The sequence below is a fragment of the Bradyrhizobium sp. 41S5 genome (assembly GCF_011516665.3).
Classification (GTDB): Bacteria; Pseudomonadota; Alphaproteobacteria; order Rhizobiales; family Xanthobacteraceae; genus Bradyrhizobium; species Bradyrhizobium quebecense.
In genome coordinates, this window is the sequence record NZ_CP083721.1 from 6,112,983 (window position 1) to 6,129,771 (window position 16,789).

Consider the following 16,789-nt stretch of genomic DNA (forward strand, 5'->3'; position numbering starts at 1 on the left):
CTCCCCTGGAGGGGGAGGGTCGACGCGAATGAAATGAGCGGCGGGGTGGGATGACGGTCTCTCCACATCCGACAGTACCCGAGTGGAGAGAGATCACCCCACCCCGCTGCGCATTCCGCTACGCTTCATGCGCAACGACCCTCCCCCTCCAGGGGAAGGTGAAACTACACCGCCATCTTGCGATGCCGCACCGGGGCGCCGACCGAGAGGCTTTCCGCCGCATCGATGATGGCGTTGGCGTCGATGCCATAGTGGCGGTAGAGGTCGCCGATCGTCCCGGTCTGGCCGAAATGCTCGACACCGAGCGCCTCGACCCGGTGGCCGCGCACGCTGCCGAGCCAGCCGAGCGAGGCCGGATGGCCGTCGATCACGGTCACGATGCCGCAGTCGCGGTCGAGCGGCGCCAGCATGCGCTCGATATGACTCAAATGCTGCGTGCCTCGGCGGTCGCGGCGGAAATTCCGCGCGGCGGACCAACCCGCATAGAGCCGGTCGGCAGAGGTTACCGCCAGGAGACCGACATCGCGGTGGCTCTCGCCGATCAGGCCGACCGCCTCGATCGCTTCCGGCGCGACGGTGCCGGTATAGGCAACGACGATGTCGCAGTTCGGGCCCGGCTTGCGCATCCAGTAGGCGCCATCGGTGATGGCGCGCTGCAGGTCCGGTGTCATGATCCGCTGCGGTTGCTCCAGCGTCCGGGTCGAGAGTCGCAAGTAAACCGAACCGCCCTCGGCGCCCTCGCGCTGCATGTGGCCAAACCCCCAGCCCATGATCACGGCAAGTTCATCGACGAAGGCCGGATCGAACGAGGCTAGCCCGTCCTGCCCGATCCCGATCAGCGGCGTCTTGATCGACTGATGCGCGCCGCCTTCCGGCGCCAGCGAGATGCCCGACGGCGTCGCCGCCACCATGAAGCGGGCGTCCTGGTAGCAGGCGTAGTTCAGCGCATCGAGCCCGCGCTCGATGAAGGGATCGTACAGCGTGCCGACCGGCAGCAGCCGCGCGCCGTTGATCTGGTGCGACAGGCCGAGCGCCGAGAGCATGATGAACAGGTTCATCTCGGCGATGCCGAGCTCGAGATGCTGGCCCTTCGGCGAATATTCCCAGGTGTAGGCGGACGGGATCTTCTCCTGCCGGAACAGGTCGTGGTTCTCCGCCTTTGCGAACAGGCCGCGGCGGTTGACCCAGGCGCCGAGGTTGGTCGACACCGTAACGTCGGGCGAAACGGTGACGATGCGCGACGCAAGCTCGCTGTCGCCGCGTGCCAGCTCATGCAGCACGAGGCCAAATCCCTGCTGCGTCGACATCTGCGCGGAGGCCTTGAAGGCCAGCCGCTCCGGCACGTCGATTTCAGGCGCCGAGAGACGGCGGCGTCCCTCGCGGTTGAACGGCGCCTCCGCCAGGAACGCCTCGAGCTTCGCGGGCTCCTGAGACAGGCCCTCGAACTTGTCCCACTCGTGGCCGGTGCGGATGTTCTGCGCGGCGCGCCACTTCTCCATCTGCGCCACCGTCATCAGGCCGGCGTGGTTGTCCTTGTGGCCCTGCATCGGCAGACCGACGCCCTTGATGGTGTAGGCGATGAAGCACACCGGACGATCATGGTCGATCGCCTCGAAGGCCTCGATCATACTCGCCATGTCGTGGCCGCCGAGGTTCGACATCAGCGCCAGCAGCTCCTCGTCGTTGCGGCGATCGATCAGGGCCGACACCTCGCCCTGGTCGCCGATATCGTCACGCAGATGCTTGCGGAACGCCGCGCCGCCCTGGAAGCAGAGCGCCGCGTACATCTGGTTCGGGCAATTGTCGATCCAGCGCCGCAGCGCCTCGCCGCCCGGCTCGGCAAACGCCTCGAGCATCAGCTTGCCGTACTTCACGATCACCACGTCCCAGCCAAAATTACGGAACATGGTCTCGAACTTGGCCCACAGCCCCTCGCGTACCACGGCGTCGAGCGACTGCCTGTTGTAGTCGACCACCCACCAGGTGTTGCGCAGGCCGTGCTTCCAGCCCTCGAGCAGCGCCTCAAAGATGTTGCCCTCGTCCATCTCGGCGTCGCCGACCAGCGCGATCATGCGGCCCTCGGGCCGGTCCTTCATCCAGCCATGCGCCTTGACGTAGTCCTGCACCAGCGAGGCGAACAGCGTCTGCGCCACGCCGAGACCGACTGAGCCAGTGGAGAAGTCGACGTCGTCGGTGTCCTTGGTGCGCGACGGATAGGACTGCGCGCCCTTGTAGCCGCGGAAATTCTCCAGCTTGTCGCGGGTCTGGTGGCCGAACAGATACTGGATCGCATGGAACACCGGACTCGCATGCGGCTTCACCGCGACGCGGTCCTGCGGTCGCAGCACCGAGAAATAAAGCGCCGACATGATGTTGGCGAGCGAGGCCGACGAGGCCTGATGGCCGCCGACTTTCAGTCCGTCGGTCGAGGGCCGCACATGGTTGGCGTGATGGATGGTCCACGACGACAGCCACAGCACCTTGCGGGCCAGGGCGGACAGCATGTCGAGGCGTTCAGGCGCGATTCCCATGGCGATGCTCCGGGCGGATATGCCCGATGTTACTGCCGCGGCGGCCGCCGAAAATCTCAATTCCGCGCGACAGCACAGGAAAAATTGGGATAAATTCCCACGATCCCGCCTCAACTAACGAGTTCATCCCAATGCCTGCCCTCGACGCCATCGACCGCAAGATCCTGAGTCTGCTCCAGACCGACAGCCGCATGACCATGCAGGAACTCGCCGACAAGGTCGGGCTGTCGGTGTCGCCCTGCCACCGCCGGGTCAAGTTGCTCGAGGAGCGCGGCGTGATCTCTCGCTACATCGCAACCGTCGACCAGAAATCGCTCGGGCTGCATGTCTCGGTCTTCATCTCGATCAAGCTGGCGCGGCAGAAGGAGGAAGACCTCAACCGCTTCGCGCGCGCGATCTCGAAATGGGACGAGGTGCTCGAGTGCTATTTGATGACCGGCAACCGCGACTATCTCTTGCGCGTCGTCGCCGCCGACCTCTCCTCCTATGAGGCGTTCCTGAAGAACAAGCTGACCCGGCTCGACGGCATCGCCTCGATCGAGTCGAGTTTCGCGCTGAGCCAGGTGAAGTATTCGACGGCGTTGCCTGTGTGAGGGCGTTGGTTGGGAGCTTCCTTCGCCGGGACGACAGCGAGCGTGTGGCGCGGCTTGTCAGTCAAACATCCACATTTCAGTCAAACATCCACATTTCAGTCAAACATCCACATTCTCGCGACATAATCTGTCCGAGTTTTGCATTTCGTTTCGTCCTCTCCTCGAAGAGGGCGCAGGGAAAGCCGGGTGCCGATCGCACCCATGGGCCCCGAGCAATGGGTAGAAAGCTCGGGGGGTAGGACCACAGGTGTAACCGGAGCATTCCGGCTTTCCCTGCGCGATGGGTTACGGCTTACTTCGTGCTCTCCCCGGCGAGACTGGGCTTGCTTGTCACCGCCTCCGCAAAAACGCTTGCGCGTCTTGCGGGGAGACACCGGCCGCTAGGGCGTCAGGACCACACGACTTCACCGTCCGCCTCGTGCGCACTCGTCAGTTGCGCAATCAGCGTCCACCGCATCTCAACCCACGTTCGTGACGACCGCGAAGCGCCCCTCGTGTCGGGTGAGACGGGCGAACCATACACCGAGTTGCAGTTCGGATAAAGCGAAATATTTTCGCGACGGTGACTTGCGTCGTCGGGCAACTCAGTGATTGGCGTGCGGCCAGACACCGCTGCAGCATGGGCATGGCGCGACAATTCATAAGCCGCTTTCATAAGTCCATACGAATTCACCCATCTAATCGCATGACGGGCCACTCAATATAACAGTGCTGACAGACAGTGATCGCCTCGATCGGTCGGCAGGACAAATCCTCTCGCGACAGCGGGAACTTGGTTTGTCGCAGGTGAGCCCGAGCGGACCGATACTCGGGATGTCCGTCACAGGAGATTCCCGTGAAGCCTTACATCGCCGCTTTCGCATTGCTGTCGCTGGCGTCGATGGCGCCCGCAACCACAACGGAGACCGCGATGACCGGATCGAAGCCGATGCTGACCTCTGACGAATTGCGCAAGGTCGCTCCCGCGCTCGACGCCTACACCCATAACCGTCTTCTCGGCGATGTCTGGAAGCGCCCCGGGCTCGCGCCGCGCGATCGCAGCATCGTCACGCTGGCAGCGTTGATTGCGCGCAACCAGACCATCGAGCTAGCGTATCATTTAAATTTGGCGCTCGATAACGGCGTCAAGCCGCGCGAGATTTCGGAGATCATCACCCATCTCGCCTTCTATGCCGGCTGGGCCAATGCGATGTCGGCGGTCGCTGTTGCAAAAGACGTCTTCGCTGCCCGCAATTTCGGCGCCGAAGAGCTGCCCGCTGTCGCCGTGACGTTGCTGCCGATCAACGAAGCGGCCGAGGCACAACGCGCCACTTTCGTCGAGGAACAGTTCGGCGCGACGTTTCCGGGGGTCGTGCAATACACCACCGATGTGTTGTTCCGTGATCTGTGGCTACGCCCGGATCTCGCACCGAGAGATCGCAGCCTGGTCACCGTCAGCGCCTTGATCGCCAATGGGCAGACCGCGCAGCTGACGCCGCACCTCAACCGGGCGATGGATAACGGCCTGACCCAGACCGAGGCCTCGGAGGCAATCACGCAACTGGCGTTCTATGTCGGCTGGCCGAACGTGTTTTCGGCGATGCCCGTCGCGAAAGATGTCTTTGCAAGACGTCCCCACTGAGGCCAAAGGCACTCGTCATGAACATATCGTTTGACAACCAGGTTGCCCTCGTCACCGGCGCGGGATCGGGCCTCGGCCTTGCGGCAGCGAAGGCCTTTGCGGAGGCGGGTGCAGCGGTGGTGCTGGCCGACACCAACGAAATGGCGGTGGCGTCCGCCGCCGCGGAATTATCCGCCCTGGGGCACAAGACCCTCGCCATCCGATGCGACGTCGCCAACGATGCGCAGGTCGAAGCGATGGTGGAACGCACCGTCGCCACCTTCGGGCGGCTCGATGCGGCCTACAACAACGCCGGCATTCAGAACGTGGTCGCGGAAGCCGCGGAGGCGTCCCGGGAGGATTTTGACCGCGTCATGAGTGTCAATCTCCGCGGCGTCTGGAGCTGCATGAAGTTCGAGCTACGCCAGATGCTGAGGCAAGGCAGCGGCGCCATCGTCAACTGCTCGTCGATCGGAGGATTGGTCGGCGGCGCGAAACGCGGAAGCTACCAGGCCTCCAAGCACGGGGTGCTTGGCCTGACCAAGAGTGCGGCGCTGGACTATGCGGCGAAAGGCATCCGGATCAACGCCGTTTGTCCGGGTATCATCCATACGGCGATGCTCGACAGGATGATGCAAACCCAGGCCGACGCTCTTGGCGCGATGCTGAAGGACGTCCCGATCGGCCGGCTCGGCCGGCCGGAGGAGATCGCGAACGCCGTGCTCTGGCTGTGCAGTTCCGCCGCCAGCTTTATGGTCGGTCATGCACTGACAGTGGATGGCGGGTATACGATCCGATGAGAGCAGACATCGGAGCTTTACCTCGCCCTTGAGGTGAACAAATTCCCCAGCAAGCGAAACCATCGCGCTAGGCGCGATGCCGCAGCGCTTCGACAAGCAGCGCGAATGCCGCAGATGGCTGGCGCCTGCTGGGGTAATAGAGGTGGTAGCCCGGATAAGGAGCGCACCAGTCCTCGAGCACCCGCTTGAGACGGCCCTTGTTGATGTACGGTTGAACCAGGCCTTCCGGCAGGTACGTCAAACCGAGACCCGCGAGCGCGGCTTCGAGCATCTGGCTCGTGGTGTTGAAGAACAGCTGGCCCTCGACCCTCACCTTGAGTTCCCGCGCGCCCTTCTCGAATTCCCAGGCGTATAGCCCGCCATGGGTGGGCAGGCGAAGATTGACGCAATTGTGCTCGACCAGCTCCTGCGGCGTCTTCGGCTCGCGTCGGTTCCGGAAATAGGACGGTGAGCCGACCACCGCCATGCGCGCATCGGGTCCGATGCGCACCGCAATCATGTCCTTGGCGACCTGCTCGCCATCGCGCACGCCGGCGTCGAAACGCTCAGTGACGATGTCGGTCAGGCCGTAGTCGCAGATGATCTCGACCTTGATGTCCGGATACGAGCGCAGAAGCTTGGCAAGTTTCGGCAGCAACACGGCGTTGGTGGCGTATTCGGTGGCGGTGATGCGGATGGTGCCGGAGGGCCTTTCGCTCATCTCGCTCAGGGCAGCGAGCTCTGCCTCGATTTCCGCGAGGCGCGGACCGATGCTGCGCAGCAGCCGCTCCCCGGCCGCGGTCGGCGAGACACTGCGCGTGGTGCGGGTCAGGAGACGCAGCTTCAGGCGCGCCTCGAGCTGCTTGATGGTGTAGCTGAGCGCGGATTGCGAAACGCCGAGCTTGGCGGCGGCCTTGGTGAAGCTGCCCTTGCGGGCGACGATCACGAAAGCCGAGAGATCATCGAGAGGGCCGCGCTTCATTCATCGAGCCTGTTTCTAAGTCTATGCCGATTATAGCGGCTAGTCGTTATAGCCGCATGCATTAAATCCAGTGCAGGCGGTGACCTCGATAGCGTCGCCTTGTGAGCAGACGGAACCATGGTCAATGGATCGATCGGACGTGCGGCTCCTGCGCGGAAAAAGCGCGGCAGTCACGCGAAGGCAAATGCTGGCGGTTGCAGGCGGCCTCGTGTTTGGGGCCTCGCACAGCGACCTTGCCGCCCCTCCGGCCGCACCGGACCTGACAGAGAAAAGGATGAGAGCGATGGATATCAAACGCAGCGGCTCACGTCCCTCAGGCAAGGGGCTTGAGGCCTGGTTCACCGGCGCGGTCCGCGTCGATCCGCTGTTCCAGGTCGGCGATCCCGCTCGTATCAACGGCGGCCACGTCACCTTCGAGCCCGGCGCCCGCACCATGTGGCACACCCATCCGCTCGGCCAGACCCTGATCGTCACGTCAGGTCTCGGCTGGGTGCAAAGCGCGGGTGGACCCGTCGAGGAGATTCGTCCCGGCGACGTCGTCTGGTTTCCGCCTGGCGAGAAGCACTGGCATGGCGCGACGACGACGACCGCAATGACGCATATCGCCGTCACGGAATCACGCGACGGCAAGAATGTCGACTGGCTGGAAAAGGTCAGCGACGAGCAATACCGCAAGTGAAAGGAAATCCACCATGAACCCCACCTACGACTTTGCCGGCCAGGTCGCCCTCGTCACAGGCGCGAGCTCCGGCTTGGGTGCGGCGACCGCCAAGGCGTTCGCCAAGGCCGGGGCTGCCGTGGTCCTGGTCGACCGAAGCGAGGAGAGACTGAACGCAGTCGCTCGAGAACTGACTTCCGCCGGCGCCAAAGCGATCGCCATTGTTGGCGACGTGTCGGACGAGACGCTGGCCAAGACTGCGGTCGATCGCGCGGTCGCGCAGTTCGGCCGGCTCGACATGGCCTACAACAATGCCGGCATTCTCGGCCCAATGTGCCCGATGAGCGAGGAGACCGGCGACGGGTATGACGACGTGCAGCAAGTGAACCTGCGTGGCGTCTGGACCTTCATGAAGCACGAGCTGCTTCAGATGAAGCGACAGCGCAGCGGCGCCATCGTGAATTGTTCGTCGCTCGGAGGGCTGGTGGGTTTACCCGGCCGCGCCGCCTATCACGCCAGCAAACATGGCGTGATCGGCCTGACCAAGAGCGCCGCGCTCGATGTCGCCGCCGAAGGCATCCGGGTCAATGCGATTTGCCCGGGCTGCATCGAGACGCCGATGGGCGACGCCATTGATCCCGACGCGATGAAGGAATTCCTGAAGCAGCAGCCGATCGGCCGGATGGGCAAGCCCGACGAGGTTGCCGCCGCCGTGCTGTGGCTATGCAGTCCCGCCGCGAGCCTGATCCTTGGCGTTGCGTTGCCCGTCGACGGGGGTTTCGTTGCACACTGACCCAGGAGCGCTGATAGGTAAAACCGTGGGGTCCAGGGCTCGCATTCGTCGCTGGTACGCATGCGGCTGACGGGCCGTGGCCCGGTAATAGTGACGATCTCGTCGCTTGTGGGTGAAGCTCTCACCCTTGACGTCGCGATTCTCCACCGGAGCGGACGCCCTCGCCGCAGGTCCCGCGCTGCAAACTAAATCGTCGCGACCGGATCGTCGCGGGAACCCGGCAGCGGCCTTCGATGTTGATGTCAGGCATCACTGAGTATCCGAAGGCTGAGAACAGATGCTGAGGGCTGCCCGCTGCAGACACACCGTGTTGGCGCTCGCCGCGATCCTCGCGGTCGCGGCATCGGCCGCGCTGTTCGCAGGCAGCGCCTATGCTCGCGGCGGCGGTGGCGGCCACGGCGGTGGAGGCCATGGCGGTGGCGGTTTCCATGGCGGCGGCGGTGGATTTCACGGTGGTAGCGGTGGTTTCCGCGGCGGTGCGCCGGGCGGCTTCCATGGCGGTGGTGGCGGCTTCCACGGCGGCGGACTTCACGCCGGCGGCTTTCACGGCGCAGGCGGTCACGGCGGCGGTTTTCATACCATTCATGCTGCTCCCCATGCCGTGACAAGAATGGGAGGCGGCGCCGGCGCGCGGCAATTCCATGCCACCCACAATCCGGCCGTCACGCATAACCCGGCCGTCACCCGCAACCCGGCCGTCTCGCATGGCGTAGCTGCGGGCCGCCATGCGCCCTCGGCCACCGCGATGCGGCGCAACGCCAGCGCTGTCGGCCGCACCCTGTCCTCGCGTCCGATCACAGCCGCCCTGCACAGGCAGGGCGGCTTGCGGAACCCGATGGCGCGCGCCGCGATCATGACGGCCGCCGCCGGGGCAGCCTGGGGGTATCACAACCACACTGGCGGCTGGTGGTGGCGCCATCCGCATGGCGGTTTCGGCTGGGTCGGCCCGGTATTCTGGCCCTACGCCTATTACGATCTCTATGACTATGCGTGGTGGGGCGATGACTACGATCCGTACTTCTGGGATTATGGCTATGGCGACATCTATACCGGCCTGTTCGGCCCGTATGATTACGATGCGCTGAGCGGCTATGCCGAGTATCTGCCGAGTCATAGGGCTTCGCGACAGCCGGCACCGTCCAGCAGTTCAGCCCAGGCCGAGACGACGACGCTTGCCGACATGTGCGGCAGCGACAGAAGCGATATCGCGGGCTTCCCGATCGAGCAATTCCGCAGCGCCATTGAGCCCAATGCGGAGCAGAGTGCTGCGCTCGACGACCTCGCGAGCGCGTCGCAGAAGGCGTCCGAGACCATTCTCAATTCATGTCCCAAGGACGTACCGTTGACGGCGCCGAGCCGCCTCGCCGCAATGCAGCAGCGGCTCCGGGCCATGCGCGACGCGGTCGGTATTCTTCAGCCGGCGCTGGAGAAGTTTTACGGGCTGCTCAGTGACGACCAGAAAGCCAAGGTGACGGCGCTGGCAGCGGATCAGCGCCGCACCAGGCGTCAGGCGACGTCAGGCAACGGCGATTGCGGCGCGGCGCAGCCTGCCGCCATCCAATGGCCGGGCGAGGTCATCGAACGCGACGTCAAGCCAACCGACGCGCAGCGGGCGAGCCTCGATGCCTTGCGGGACGCTGCGACAAAGGCCGAGGACACATTGAAATCGTCCTGTCCGCCCACCGATGCACGCACGCCACCGGCACGCCTTGCGGCGGTCGGAACGAGACTCGATTCCCTGCTTCAGGCGATCGGCACGGTGCGTCCGGCCGTGGACACTTTCTACAACGCGCTCAGCGACGAGCAGAAGGCCGCGTTCGACGCTGTCGGCTCCGAGCGGGACGGCGGCAGGAGCGCGATGGCCGCCGCAGGCGGTGACGAACCGCCGCGAAGCCATCATCGCCGTCACCACCATCATGGGCCGAATATCGGCGGCATGATTTTCCGGATGATCGGTTTGTGAGGCGCGCGATCGCCTCGCGCCTATGGCGGTGGCATATCCCGCGGTATCTCAACGGGACAACCAGCCGGAGCGTCCAAGCTACGGCGCGATCCATATGCCAATCACGATGATCGCCAGTGAGACGGCAATCACCAGCATATCGGTCGTGAGCCAATCAGGCATTCCGTTCGATGGCTGCTCGCTCATGTCCGCGACTCCTTCTGTTCGCGTCGAGCCAGTATGGTGAAGCGGAGCAGCGCGAACGAGGATGAACTGGATCACATAAGGGCGCGACAAGCGGTCGCTCCGAATTTCATGCATCAGCGCGCCCTCAAGTTGCAGCACGCGATTGATCTGCAGCGCAGGTTTCTGAACATGTTCGACAACGGCGGCGGCGACGGCAAGCACAATAGCACGTCTTGGCCGGACGTGGAGCCGCGCCTCGTATGGCAGAACGACGTGCACCGTCATTGCGAGCGAAGCGAAGCAATCCATGGTGCCGCAAGGAGGGATGGGATTGCTTCGTCGCTTCGCTCCTCGCAATGACAAGGAGCGGGGTGCGTAGGGTGGGTTAGCGGAAGCGTAACCCACCATGACGCGCGGCAAGATGGTGGGTTACGCTTTGCTGACCCACCCTACGTGCAACGTGCTGCGCTCCTCCTCACAGCACCTTGCGCTGCGCGAGGTTCTTCATCAGCGCGCCAACGCCGAAGGTCCAGGGCTCGCACTCGTCGCTGCCCCGCATGCGGTTGACGAGCTTGCCGAGCTGCGGCGCTTCGATGGTGACGATGTCGTCGCGCTTGTGGGTGAAGCCTTCGCCCTTGGCGTCGCGGTCCTTGACCGGCGCGAACATCGTGCCGAGGAACAGCGCAAAGCCGTCGGGATATTGATGCACGGGGCCGATGGTCTGGGCAACCAGATCGGTCGGGTCGCGGCTGATCTTGGAGATCGAGGAATGGCCCTCGAGCACGAAGCCGTCGGCGCCCTTCACGGTGAGGCCGACATCCATCTTCCTGACGTCGTCAAGCGAGAACGTCCCGTCGAACAGCCGCAGCAACGGGCCGATCGCGCAGGAGGCGTTGTTGTCCTTGGCCTTCGACAGCAAGAGCGCCGAGCGGCCCTCGAAATCGCGCAGGTTGACGTCGTTGCCGAGCGCGGCGCCGACGATCTTGCCGGCGGCGGAGACGACAAGCACGACCTCCGGCTCCGGATTGTTCCAGGTCGATTTCGGATGCAGACCGGCATCCATGCCGGTGCCGACCGAGGACAGCGTCGGCGCCTTGGTGAACACTTCGGCGTCGGGACCGATGCCGACCTCCAGATACTGGCTCCAGGCGTTCTGGTCGATCAGCACCTGCTTCAACCGCATCGCCGGCTCGGAGCCCGGCTTCAGCTTGGAGAGATCGTCGCCGACCAGGCGCACCACCTCGTTGCGGATTGCCTCCGCCGACGACGGATTGCCGCGTGCCCGCTCCTCGATCACGCGCTCCAGCATCGAGATCGCGAAGGTGACGCCGGCGGCCTTCAGCACTTGCAGGTCGACCGGCGCGAGCAGATGCGGTCTTGTCGCGTCGCGGCCGTCGGGCGGCGTGTTGGCGAGGATCGCCCCGAAATCGCCGATCCGCTCGCCGCGTGTGCCACGCAAGGCGGCCGCGGGATCGGCTTCCTCGCACAGCGCGCTCACGGTGGGGAAGCGCGCGGTGACGTCGAACACGCCGTCACCCCGCACCGCGACCACGGCGGGCCCGCCCGCCTGCGGCAGCCAGACCCGTCCGACCAGCGTGCCGGCGGTGCCGTCCTCGGGCAGGACGTCTTGTGGCGTGAGCGAAATCATCGGCGTCTCCTTTTTTGATCTTGTCATTGCTTGTTAGCACAGTCCCGCCGGCTGCGTGAAACAGCGGTCATGCCAATGTCATAGAGGGGTAACATCGCCCGTCAATGCTCCCGCCGATCGATCTAACACGCTGAAAGACGGACCTTCATGACCGCCTCCGACCTCACCGACGAAGCCGCCCGAGATGAAGCCTTGCGCGAGGAAGCCCTGCGCGCCCGCATCCACCAGGAGATGGCCGACAGCTTCGACGAGGAACTCGAGCTGGAGCTCGACGACATGAGGCTCGACGAGCTCGACCACGACGGGGCCGCCGCAAGGCCGTCGATCGACCGCAAGCTCTACTTCCGCGAATTGCTGCGGCTGCAGGGCGAGCTGGTCAAGCTGCAGGACTGGGTGCAGCACGAGAAGCAGAAGATCGTCGTGCTGTTCGAGGGCCGCGATTCCGCCGGCAAAGGCGGCGTCATCAAGCGCATCACCCAGCGGCTCAACCCGCGCATCTGCCGCGTCGCGGCGTTGCCGGCGCCGAACGAGCGCGAACGCACGCAATGGTACTTCCAGCGCTATGTCTCGCATCTTCCGGCTGGCGGCGAGATCGTGCTGTTCGACCGCAGCTGGTACAACCGCGCCGGCGTCGAGAAGGTGATGGGGTTCTGCAACGACGAGCAGTATGAGGAGTTCTTCAGGTCGGTGCCGGAGTTCGAACGCATGCTGATCCGCTCCGGCATCATCCTGCTGAAATACTGGTTCTCGATCACCGACGAGGAACAGGCGTTCCGCTTCTCGATGCGGATCCACGATCCGCTGAAGCAGTGGAAGCTGAGCCCGATGGATGTCGAGGCGCGGACCCGCTGGGAGCTTTACACCAAGGCCAAGGAAACGATGCTGGAGCGCACGCATCTGCAGGACTCGCCGTGGTGGATCGTCGATGCCGTCGACAAGAAGCGCGCCCGGCTGAACTGCATCTCGCACCTGTTGAGCCAGATCCCCTATCAGCAGGTCACCTACCAACCGGTGGTGCTACCGCCGCGGGTGCGCAACCCCGACTATCACCGCGGCCCGATCCCGCCGGAGATGTATGTGCCGGGAACGTATTGATGGTGGTCGTTTCCCCTCTCCCCGCAAAGCGCGGGGAGAGGTGAAAAGCTAGGCATCTCTCCTTCCCCTCGCCTACCAATGGCGCAGGCGCGCGCACTTGCTGGCACCGGATACCGACGCTAGGCTTCCCCCGATCTGGTGCAGGGAGGCTTGCTTGACTCAATCCGACGACGTCACAATTTCCGAAGATCGCCGCGACGCGCTGCGCTATGCGCTCGGGATCGGCAGCGGCGCGGCGCTCGCGGCCGCCATGGCCACCCCGGCCGCGGCGCAGACCCAGGCCGACAACACCCTGGATCGCATCAGGGGCAACAAGGTGCTGCGGATCGCGGTGCTGCCGGGCGAGCTGCCCTATTTCAACAAGGACCTCGCCACCGGCACCTGGTCCGGCTTCTCGATCGAGATGGCCAACGACCTCGCCAAGCTGCTCGACGTCAAGCTGGAATATGTCGAGTCGACCTATGGCAATTCAATTCTCGATCTGCAGGCCAACAAGATCGACCTCGGCTTTGCGCTCAACCCGACGCCGCAGCGGGCGCTGGTGGTGGATTTTACCAATCTGGTGTTCCCGCATCCGTTCGGCGCGATGCTGAAGAAGGGGCTGGAGGCCAAGACCTGGGCCGACATCAACAAGCCCGAGGTCAAGATCGCGGTCGACGTCGGCTCGGCCAACGAGGCGGTGGCCCGGCGCTTCGCGCCGAACGCCACCATCAAGTCGCTGAAGTCGCGCGACGAGGTGATGCTGGAAATGTCGTCGGGCCGCGTCGATTGCGTGGTCAACGCGCTGGTGCTCGGGCTGACCGCGATCGCCAAAAATCCGAACCTCGGCACCTACAAGATCCTGGCCTCGCCCTCGGTGACGATTGCGAGCGGCATGGCGGTGCGGCGCGAACAGGACAAGCGCTGGCGCGATTTCCTGTCGGTGTGGGTCGACTACAACCGCGGCATCGGCCAGATGCGCGAATGGTTCGTCAAGGGCCTCGGCCTCGCCGGCGTCAAGGCTGAGGACGTGCCGGTGGAGCTGAATATCTAGCGAGTGATGCTCTGCCTCCATCAACTCGTCATGCCCGGGCTTGACCCAGGCATCCACGCCTTCGTTTCCACAAAAAGAAAGACGTGGATGGCCGGGCCGAGCCCGGCCATGACGGTGCCGCGAGAGCTTCACACCTTGTCGTAGGTCAGCCCGCGCTCCAGCCGGCGCGCCACCAGCGTCGAGGGAAACAGGATCGCAAAATAGATCAGCGCCACGATGGTGTAGACCTCCAGCGGCCGGTAGGTGTCGGCGTTGATCAGCGTCGCATTGTAGACGAGATCGGGCACCGCGATGATCGAGACCAGCGAGGTGTTCTTCAGCTGCGTCACCGACTGGTTGACATAGGGCGCCATCATCGGCTTCAGCGCCTGCGGCAGGATCACGAGCCGCATCAGGCGCCAGCCGCGGAAGCCGAGCGCCTTCGCGGCGTCCCACTGCCCGACCGGCACGCTCTCGATCGAGCCGCGCACGATCTCGGCATAGAACGCGCCGCCATAGAGCGACAGCACGCTGACCGCTGCGACATGCGCCGGGATGTTGACGCCGATCACGACCGGAAAGGCGTAGTAGAACCAGATGATCTGCACCAACAGCGGCGTGCAACGGAACAGCTCGATATAGGCGATCAGGAGCCAGTCGATCACCGGAATCCGCCGTAGCCGCAGCATGCCGACGATCAGGCCGATCAGGGTCCCCAGGATGATGGTGCCGATCGTGTAGGCCATGGTCCAGCCGAGCCCGAGCCAGAACAGATGGCTGTACTTGGCGAGGATCCCGAAATCCCAGACGTAGTTCATCCTGCCCCTCGGTTGCGACGCGCCTTGCGCTCGCCTTGCGTTCCCAGCATCGCAGGCGGCCTCGCGCGAGTCACGCGATATACCGGCCCGGCGAAAAGGCCTTCACCTCGAACGGCGGCGCGGCGCCCGCGATCATTGCCGCGACCGCGGCGCCCGTTCCGGGACCGGTGGTGAAGCCGATATGCTGGTTGCCGAACGCGAGCCAGAGACCGCGATGCCGCGGCGCTGGTCCGATCATCGGCAGGCTGTCGGGCAGCGTCGGCCGCGCGCCGCGCCAGCGCTCGCCGACCGCATCGCCGAATTCGACCACGCTGCGCGCCATCGGCACCACCGCCTCGAGCTGCGCATAGTTCGACGGCGCGTCGCGCGCGGTCAGCTCGACGCCGCTGGTGACGCGAACGCCCTGCTCCATCGGCGTCATCAGAAAGCTGCCCTCCGCATCATGGATCGGCCGCAGCAATTTGCGTGCCGGGTTCGGCACGAAATGCTGGTGATAGCCGCGCTCGAACGCCAGCGGCACGCGATAGCCGAGCGGCCGCAACAGCTCGGCCGACCACGGCCCGAGCGCGACCACGACATGGCGCGCGGCGATCTCGCCGTCGGCAAGCTGCACGCGCCAGCCTTCGTCCTGTTGCTCGATCCGCCGGATCTCGGATTGCCGCACCGTGCCGCCGCTCGCGGCGAGCATCTGCGCATAGGCCTTGACCACCGCGCCCGGCGAATCGACCGATGCCGTCTGGGTGTGCAGCAGGCCGACACTGTAGGCAGGAATGATGTTCGGCTCGAGCGCGGAGATCGCCTGGCGATCGAGCACCTCGCTCTTGATGCCGAATTCGGCGAGCGCCGCCTGCTCGGCCTTGGCGGTCGCAAGCCCGTCGCCGCGCCAGGCCTTCAGCCAGCCGGTCTCACGGATGCGATGGCCGGCACCCGCCTCCACGATCCAGTCGCGATGCAGCGCCAGCGACGTCCCGATCAGGCCGTGCAGCGCGGCGGCGCGCGGTTTGGTCTGCGACGGCGTCGCCGCAGCGAGGAAGCGCATCACCCAGCCGGCGTTGGCGACCGCCCACGGAAGATTCCAGCGTAGCGCCGGATGCGTGTTGGTGAGGTATTTCGGCAGGTTCCTTAGGAGCGACGGCGTGTTGAGCGGCAGGATCGAGCCCGACGAAATGATGCCGGCATTGCCGTAGGAGGTCTCGCTGCCTGGCTCGCGGCGGTCGACGATGACGACGGAGAGACCGCGCTGCCGTGCGGCCAGGCCAGCCGAGACGCCGACCATGCCGGCGCCGAGGACGACGACGTCAGCCTGCTGTGCCGTCGCGCCCTCGCTCATGCCGTCACATCAAGGTCAGGCCGCCATCGACCGGCAGCGTTGCGCCGGTGATGTGGCTCGCTTCCGGCGACAGCAGGAAAGCGACGACGGCGGCGACCTCGTCGGGCTCGGCCAGCCGCTGCATCGGATTGGCTTTCGCCACCCGCTCCCAGGTCGCGGTGTCCAGCGCACCGAACAGGCCGGGATCCTTGCGCGTGTAACCGGGCATCACGGCATTTGAGGTAGCGCCTGATGCTGCGAGCTCGATTGCGAGCGACTTCACCAGCACTTCGAGCGCGGCCTTCGCGGCGGCCGATCCCGGATAAGTGGCGCCGGGCACGAAGCGATGCGGTCCGAAACTCGAGACCGCGACGACACGACCCTGCGCGCTGCGCGCGAGATCGGACAGTACAGCCGCCGCTATTTCATGGAATGCCGCCGCCATCACCGCAAAGGCGCGCTCCAGCGCCGCGCGCGGCAGACTGGCGAAATCGCGGCGATCGGCAAAGCCCGCGGCGTGCACGATGCTGTCGATCGGCCCGAATGCGGCGCGCGCAGCCTCGACCAGCGACGCGCCGGCGCCGACCACGGCGAGATCGCCGGTAGAGACCGCGACCTTGGCGCCCATGCTGCGGCATTCCTCCGCGACCGAATTCAGCCGCGCGAGCCCGCTGGCCTCGGCGCCCTGGCCATGCAGCATCAGCCCCTGATCGGGGCCGGCCAGCCGGCGCGCAACCGCGGCGCCGATGCCGGAGCCGCCTCCCGTGATGATTGAAACGCGCATGAGATGGGTGCTGTCGGTGCGATAAGAGACGGCGAACTATAGGTTCAGCGTCGTGAAAT

Annotated in this window: 15 protein-coding genes; 8 read left to right on the plus strand and 7 right to left on the minus strand. The window is 65.0% G+C overall.

The features are described from left to right. Positions 1-164: 164 nt before the first annotated feature. Positions 165-2,531 carry a transketolase gene (locus HAP47_RS29455; protein WP_173641573.1) on the minus strand — a complete coding sequence of 789 codons (2,367 nt, stop codon included), beginning with the start codon at positions 2,529-2,531 and terminating at the stop codon, positions 165-167. 131 nt (positions 2,532-2,662) lie between these two features. On the opposite strand from HAP47_RS29455, the gene HAP47_RS29460 reads away from it, so the two are divergent. The 3 genes from HAP47_RS29460 to HAP47_RS29470 all read left to right on the plus strand — a co-directional run bounded on the left by HAP47_RS29460 (position 2,663) and on the right by HAP47_RS29470 (position 5,524). Continuing rightward, positions 2,663-3,124, plus strand: coding sequence for an Lrp/AsnC family transcriptional regulator (locus HAP47_RS29460; protein ID WP_024579268.1), 462 nt, complete (start codon positions 2,663-2,665; stop codon positions 3,122-3,124). Positions 3,125-4,004: 880 nt separating this feature from the next. Then, positions 4,005-4,745, plus strand: a complete 741-nt coding sequence (locus HAP47_RS29465; protein ID WP_173643063.1) for a carboxymuconolactone decarboxylase family protein — start codon at positions 4,005-4,007, stop codon at positions 4,743-4,745. 17 nt (positions 4,746-4,762) lie between these two features. Beyond that, positions 4,763-5,524 carry a glucose 1-dehydrogenase gene (locus HAP47_RS29470; RefSeq protein WP_173641572.1) on the plus strand — a complete coding sequence of 254 codons (762 nt, stop codon included), beginning with the start codon at positions 4,763-4,765 and terminating at the stop codon, positions 5,522-5,524. Positions 5,525-5,591: 67 nt separating this feature from the next. On the opposite strand, the gene HAP47_RS29475 is transcribed toward HAP47_RS29470, so the two are convergent. Next, positions 5,592-6,485, minus strand: a complete 894-nt coding sequence (locus HAP47_RS29475; RefSeq protein ID WP_173641571.1) for a LysR family transcriptional regulator — start codon at positions 6,483-6,485, stop codon at positions 5,592-5,594. Between the two features lie 283 nt (positions 6,486-6,768). On the opposite strand from HAP47_RS29475, the gene HAP47_RS29480 reads away from it, so the two are divergent. From HAP47_RS29480 to HAP47_RS29490, 3 genes are all read left to right on the plus strand, one after another. Continuing rightward, positions 6,769-7,164, plus strand: coding sequence for a (R)-mandelonitrile lyase (locus tag HAP47_RS29480; protein WP_210285341.1), 396 nt, complete (start codon positions 6,769-6,771; stop codon positions 7,162-7,164). 13 nt (positions 7,165-7,177) lie between these two features. Beyond that, entirely contained in the window at positions 7,178-7,936 is a 759-nt protein-coding gene (locus tag HAP47_RS29485) for an SDR family NAD(P)-dependent oxidoreductase (protein WP_173641569.1), read from the plus strand. Between the two features lie 307 nt (positions 7,937-8,243). Further along, positions 8,244-9,899, plus strand: a complete 1,656-nt coding sequence (locus tag HAP47_RS29490; protein WP_305879362.1) for a Spy/CpxP family protein refolding chaperone — start codon at positions 8,244-8,246, stop codon at positions 9,897-9,899. 78 nt (positions 9,900-9,977) lie between these two features. Here HAP47_RS29490 and HAP47_RS29495 read toward each other — a convergent pair whose 3' ends face one another. Further along, complete coding sequence (locus HAP47_RS29495) at positions 9,978-10,373, minus strand: hypothetical protein (protein ID WP_231168460.1); 396 nt, start codon at positions 10,371-10,373, stop codon at positions 9,978-9,980. A gap of 166 nt (positions 10,374-10,539) precedes the next feature. Next, positions 10,540-11,712, minus strand: coding sequence for a fumarylacetoacetate hydrolase family protein (locus tag HAP47_RS29500; RefSeq protein ID WP_173641567.1), 1,173 nt, complete (start codon positions 11,710-11,712; stop codon positions 10,540-10,542). A 147-nt stretch (positions 11,713-11,859) separates the two neighbouring features. Between HAP47_RS29500 and ppk2 the strand changes: the two genes are divergently transcribed. Continuing rightward, positions 11,860-12,807 (plus strand): polyphosphate kinase 2, encoded by a 948-nt coding sequence (gene ppk2, locus HAP47_RS29505; RefSeq protein ID WP_173641566.1) that lies wholly within the window; start codon positions 11,860-11,862, stop codon positions 12,805-12,807. Between the two features lie 154 nt (positions 12,808-12,961). After that, positions 12,962-13,840: a transporter substrate-binding domain-containing protein gene (locus HAP47_RS29510; RefSeq protein ID WP_173641565.1), complete on the plus strand. Its 879-nt coding sequence runs from the start codon at positions 12,962-12,964 to the stop codon at positions 13,838-13,840. 128 nt (positions 13,841-13,968) lie between these two features. On the opposite strand, the gene HAP47_RS29515 is transcribed toward HAP47_RS29510, so the two are convergent. From HAP47_RS29515 to HAP47_RS29525, 3 genes are all read right to left on the minus strand, one after another. Then, positions 13,969-14,637, minus strand: a complete 669-nt coding sequence (locus HAP47_RS29515; RefSeq protein ID WP_097670409.1) for an amino acid ABC transporter permease — start codon at positions 14,635-14,637, stop codon at positions 13,969-13,971. 70 nt (positions 14,638-14,707) lie between these two features. Then, a complete protein-coding gene (locus tag HAP47_RS29520) occupies positions 14,708-15,967 on the minus strand; it encodes an NAD(P)/FAD-dependent oxidoreductase (protein ID WP_173641564.1) in 1,260 nt (419 codons plus the stop codon). Positions 15,968-15,971: 4 nt separating this feature from the next. Further along, the gene (locus HAP47_RS29525) at positions 15,972-16,730 is read right to left on the minus strand and encodes an SDR family NAD(P)-dependent oxidoreductase (protein WP_173641563.1); all 759 of its coding nucleotides are present in this window, start codon (positions 16,728-16,730) and stop codon (positions 15,972-15,974) included. Positions 16,731-16,789: the final 59 nt, after the last annotated feature.

Coding starts and splice junctions, on each gene's coding strand:
- HAP47_RS29455 (WP_173641573.1), bottom strand. CDS start 2,531: ATGGGAATCGCGCCTGAACGCCTCGACATGCTGTCCGCCCTGGCCCGC.
- HAP47_RS29460 (WP_024579268.1), top strand. CDS start 2,663: ATGCCTGCCCTCGACGCCATCGACCGCAAGATCCTGAGTCTGCTCCAG.
- HAP47_RS29465 (WP_173643063.1), top strand. CDS start 4,005: ATGGCGCCCGCAACCACAACGGAGACCGCGATGACCGGATCGAAGCCG.
- HAP47_RS29470 (WP_173641572.1), top strand. CDS start 4,763: ATGAACATATCGTTTGACAACCAGGTTGCCCTCGTCACCGGCGCGGGA.
- HAP47_RS29475 (WP_173641571.1), bottom strand. CDS start 6,485: ATGAAGCGCGGCCCTCTCGATGATCTCTCGGCTTTCGTGATCGTCGCC.
- HAP47_RS29480 (WP_210285341.1), top strand. CDS start 6,769: ATGGATATCAAACGCAGCGGCTCACGTCCCTCAGGCAAGGGGCTTGAG.
- HAP47_RS29485 (WP_173641569.1), top strand. CDS start 7,178: ATGAACCCCACCTACGACTTTGCCGGCCAGGTCGCCCTCGTCACAGGC.
- HAP47_RS29495 (WP_231168460.1), bottom strand. CDS start 10,373: ATGGATTGCTTCGCTTCGCTCGCAATGACGGTGCACGTCGTTCTGCCA.
- HAP47_RS29500 (WP_173641567.1), bottom strand. CDS start 11,712: ATGATTTCGCTCACGCCACAAGACGTCCTGCCCGAGGACGGCACCGCC.
- ppk2 (WP_173641566.1), top strand. CDS start 11,860: ATGACCGCCTCCGACCTCACCGACGAAGCCGCCCGAGATGAAGCCTTG.
- HAP47_RS29515 (WP_097670409.1), bottom strand. CDS start 14,637: ATGAACTACGTCTGGGATTTCGGGATCCTCGCCAAGTACAGCCATCTG.
- HAP47_RS29520 (WP_173641564.1), bottom strand. CDS start 15,967: ATGAGCGAGGGCGCGACGGCACAGCAGGCTGACGTCGTCGTCCTCGGC.
- HAP47_RS29525 (WP_173641563.1), bottom strand. CDS start 16,730: ATGCGCGTTTCAATCATCACGGGAGGCGGCTCCGGCATCGGCGCCGCG.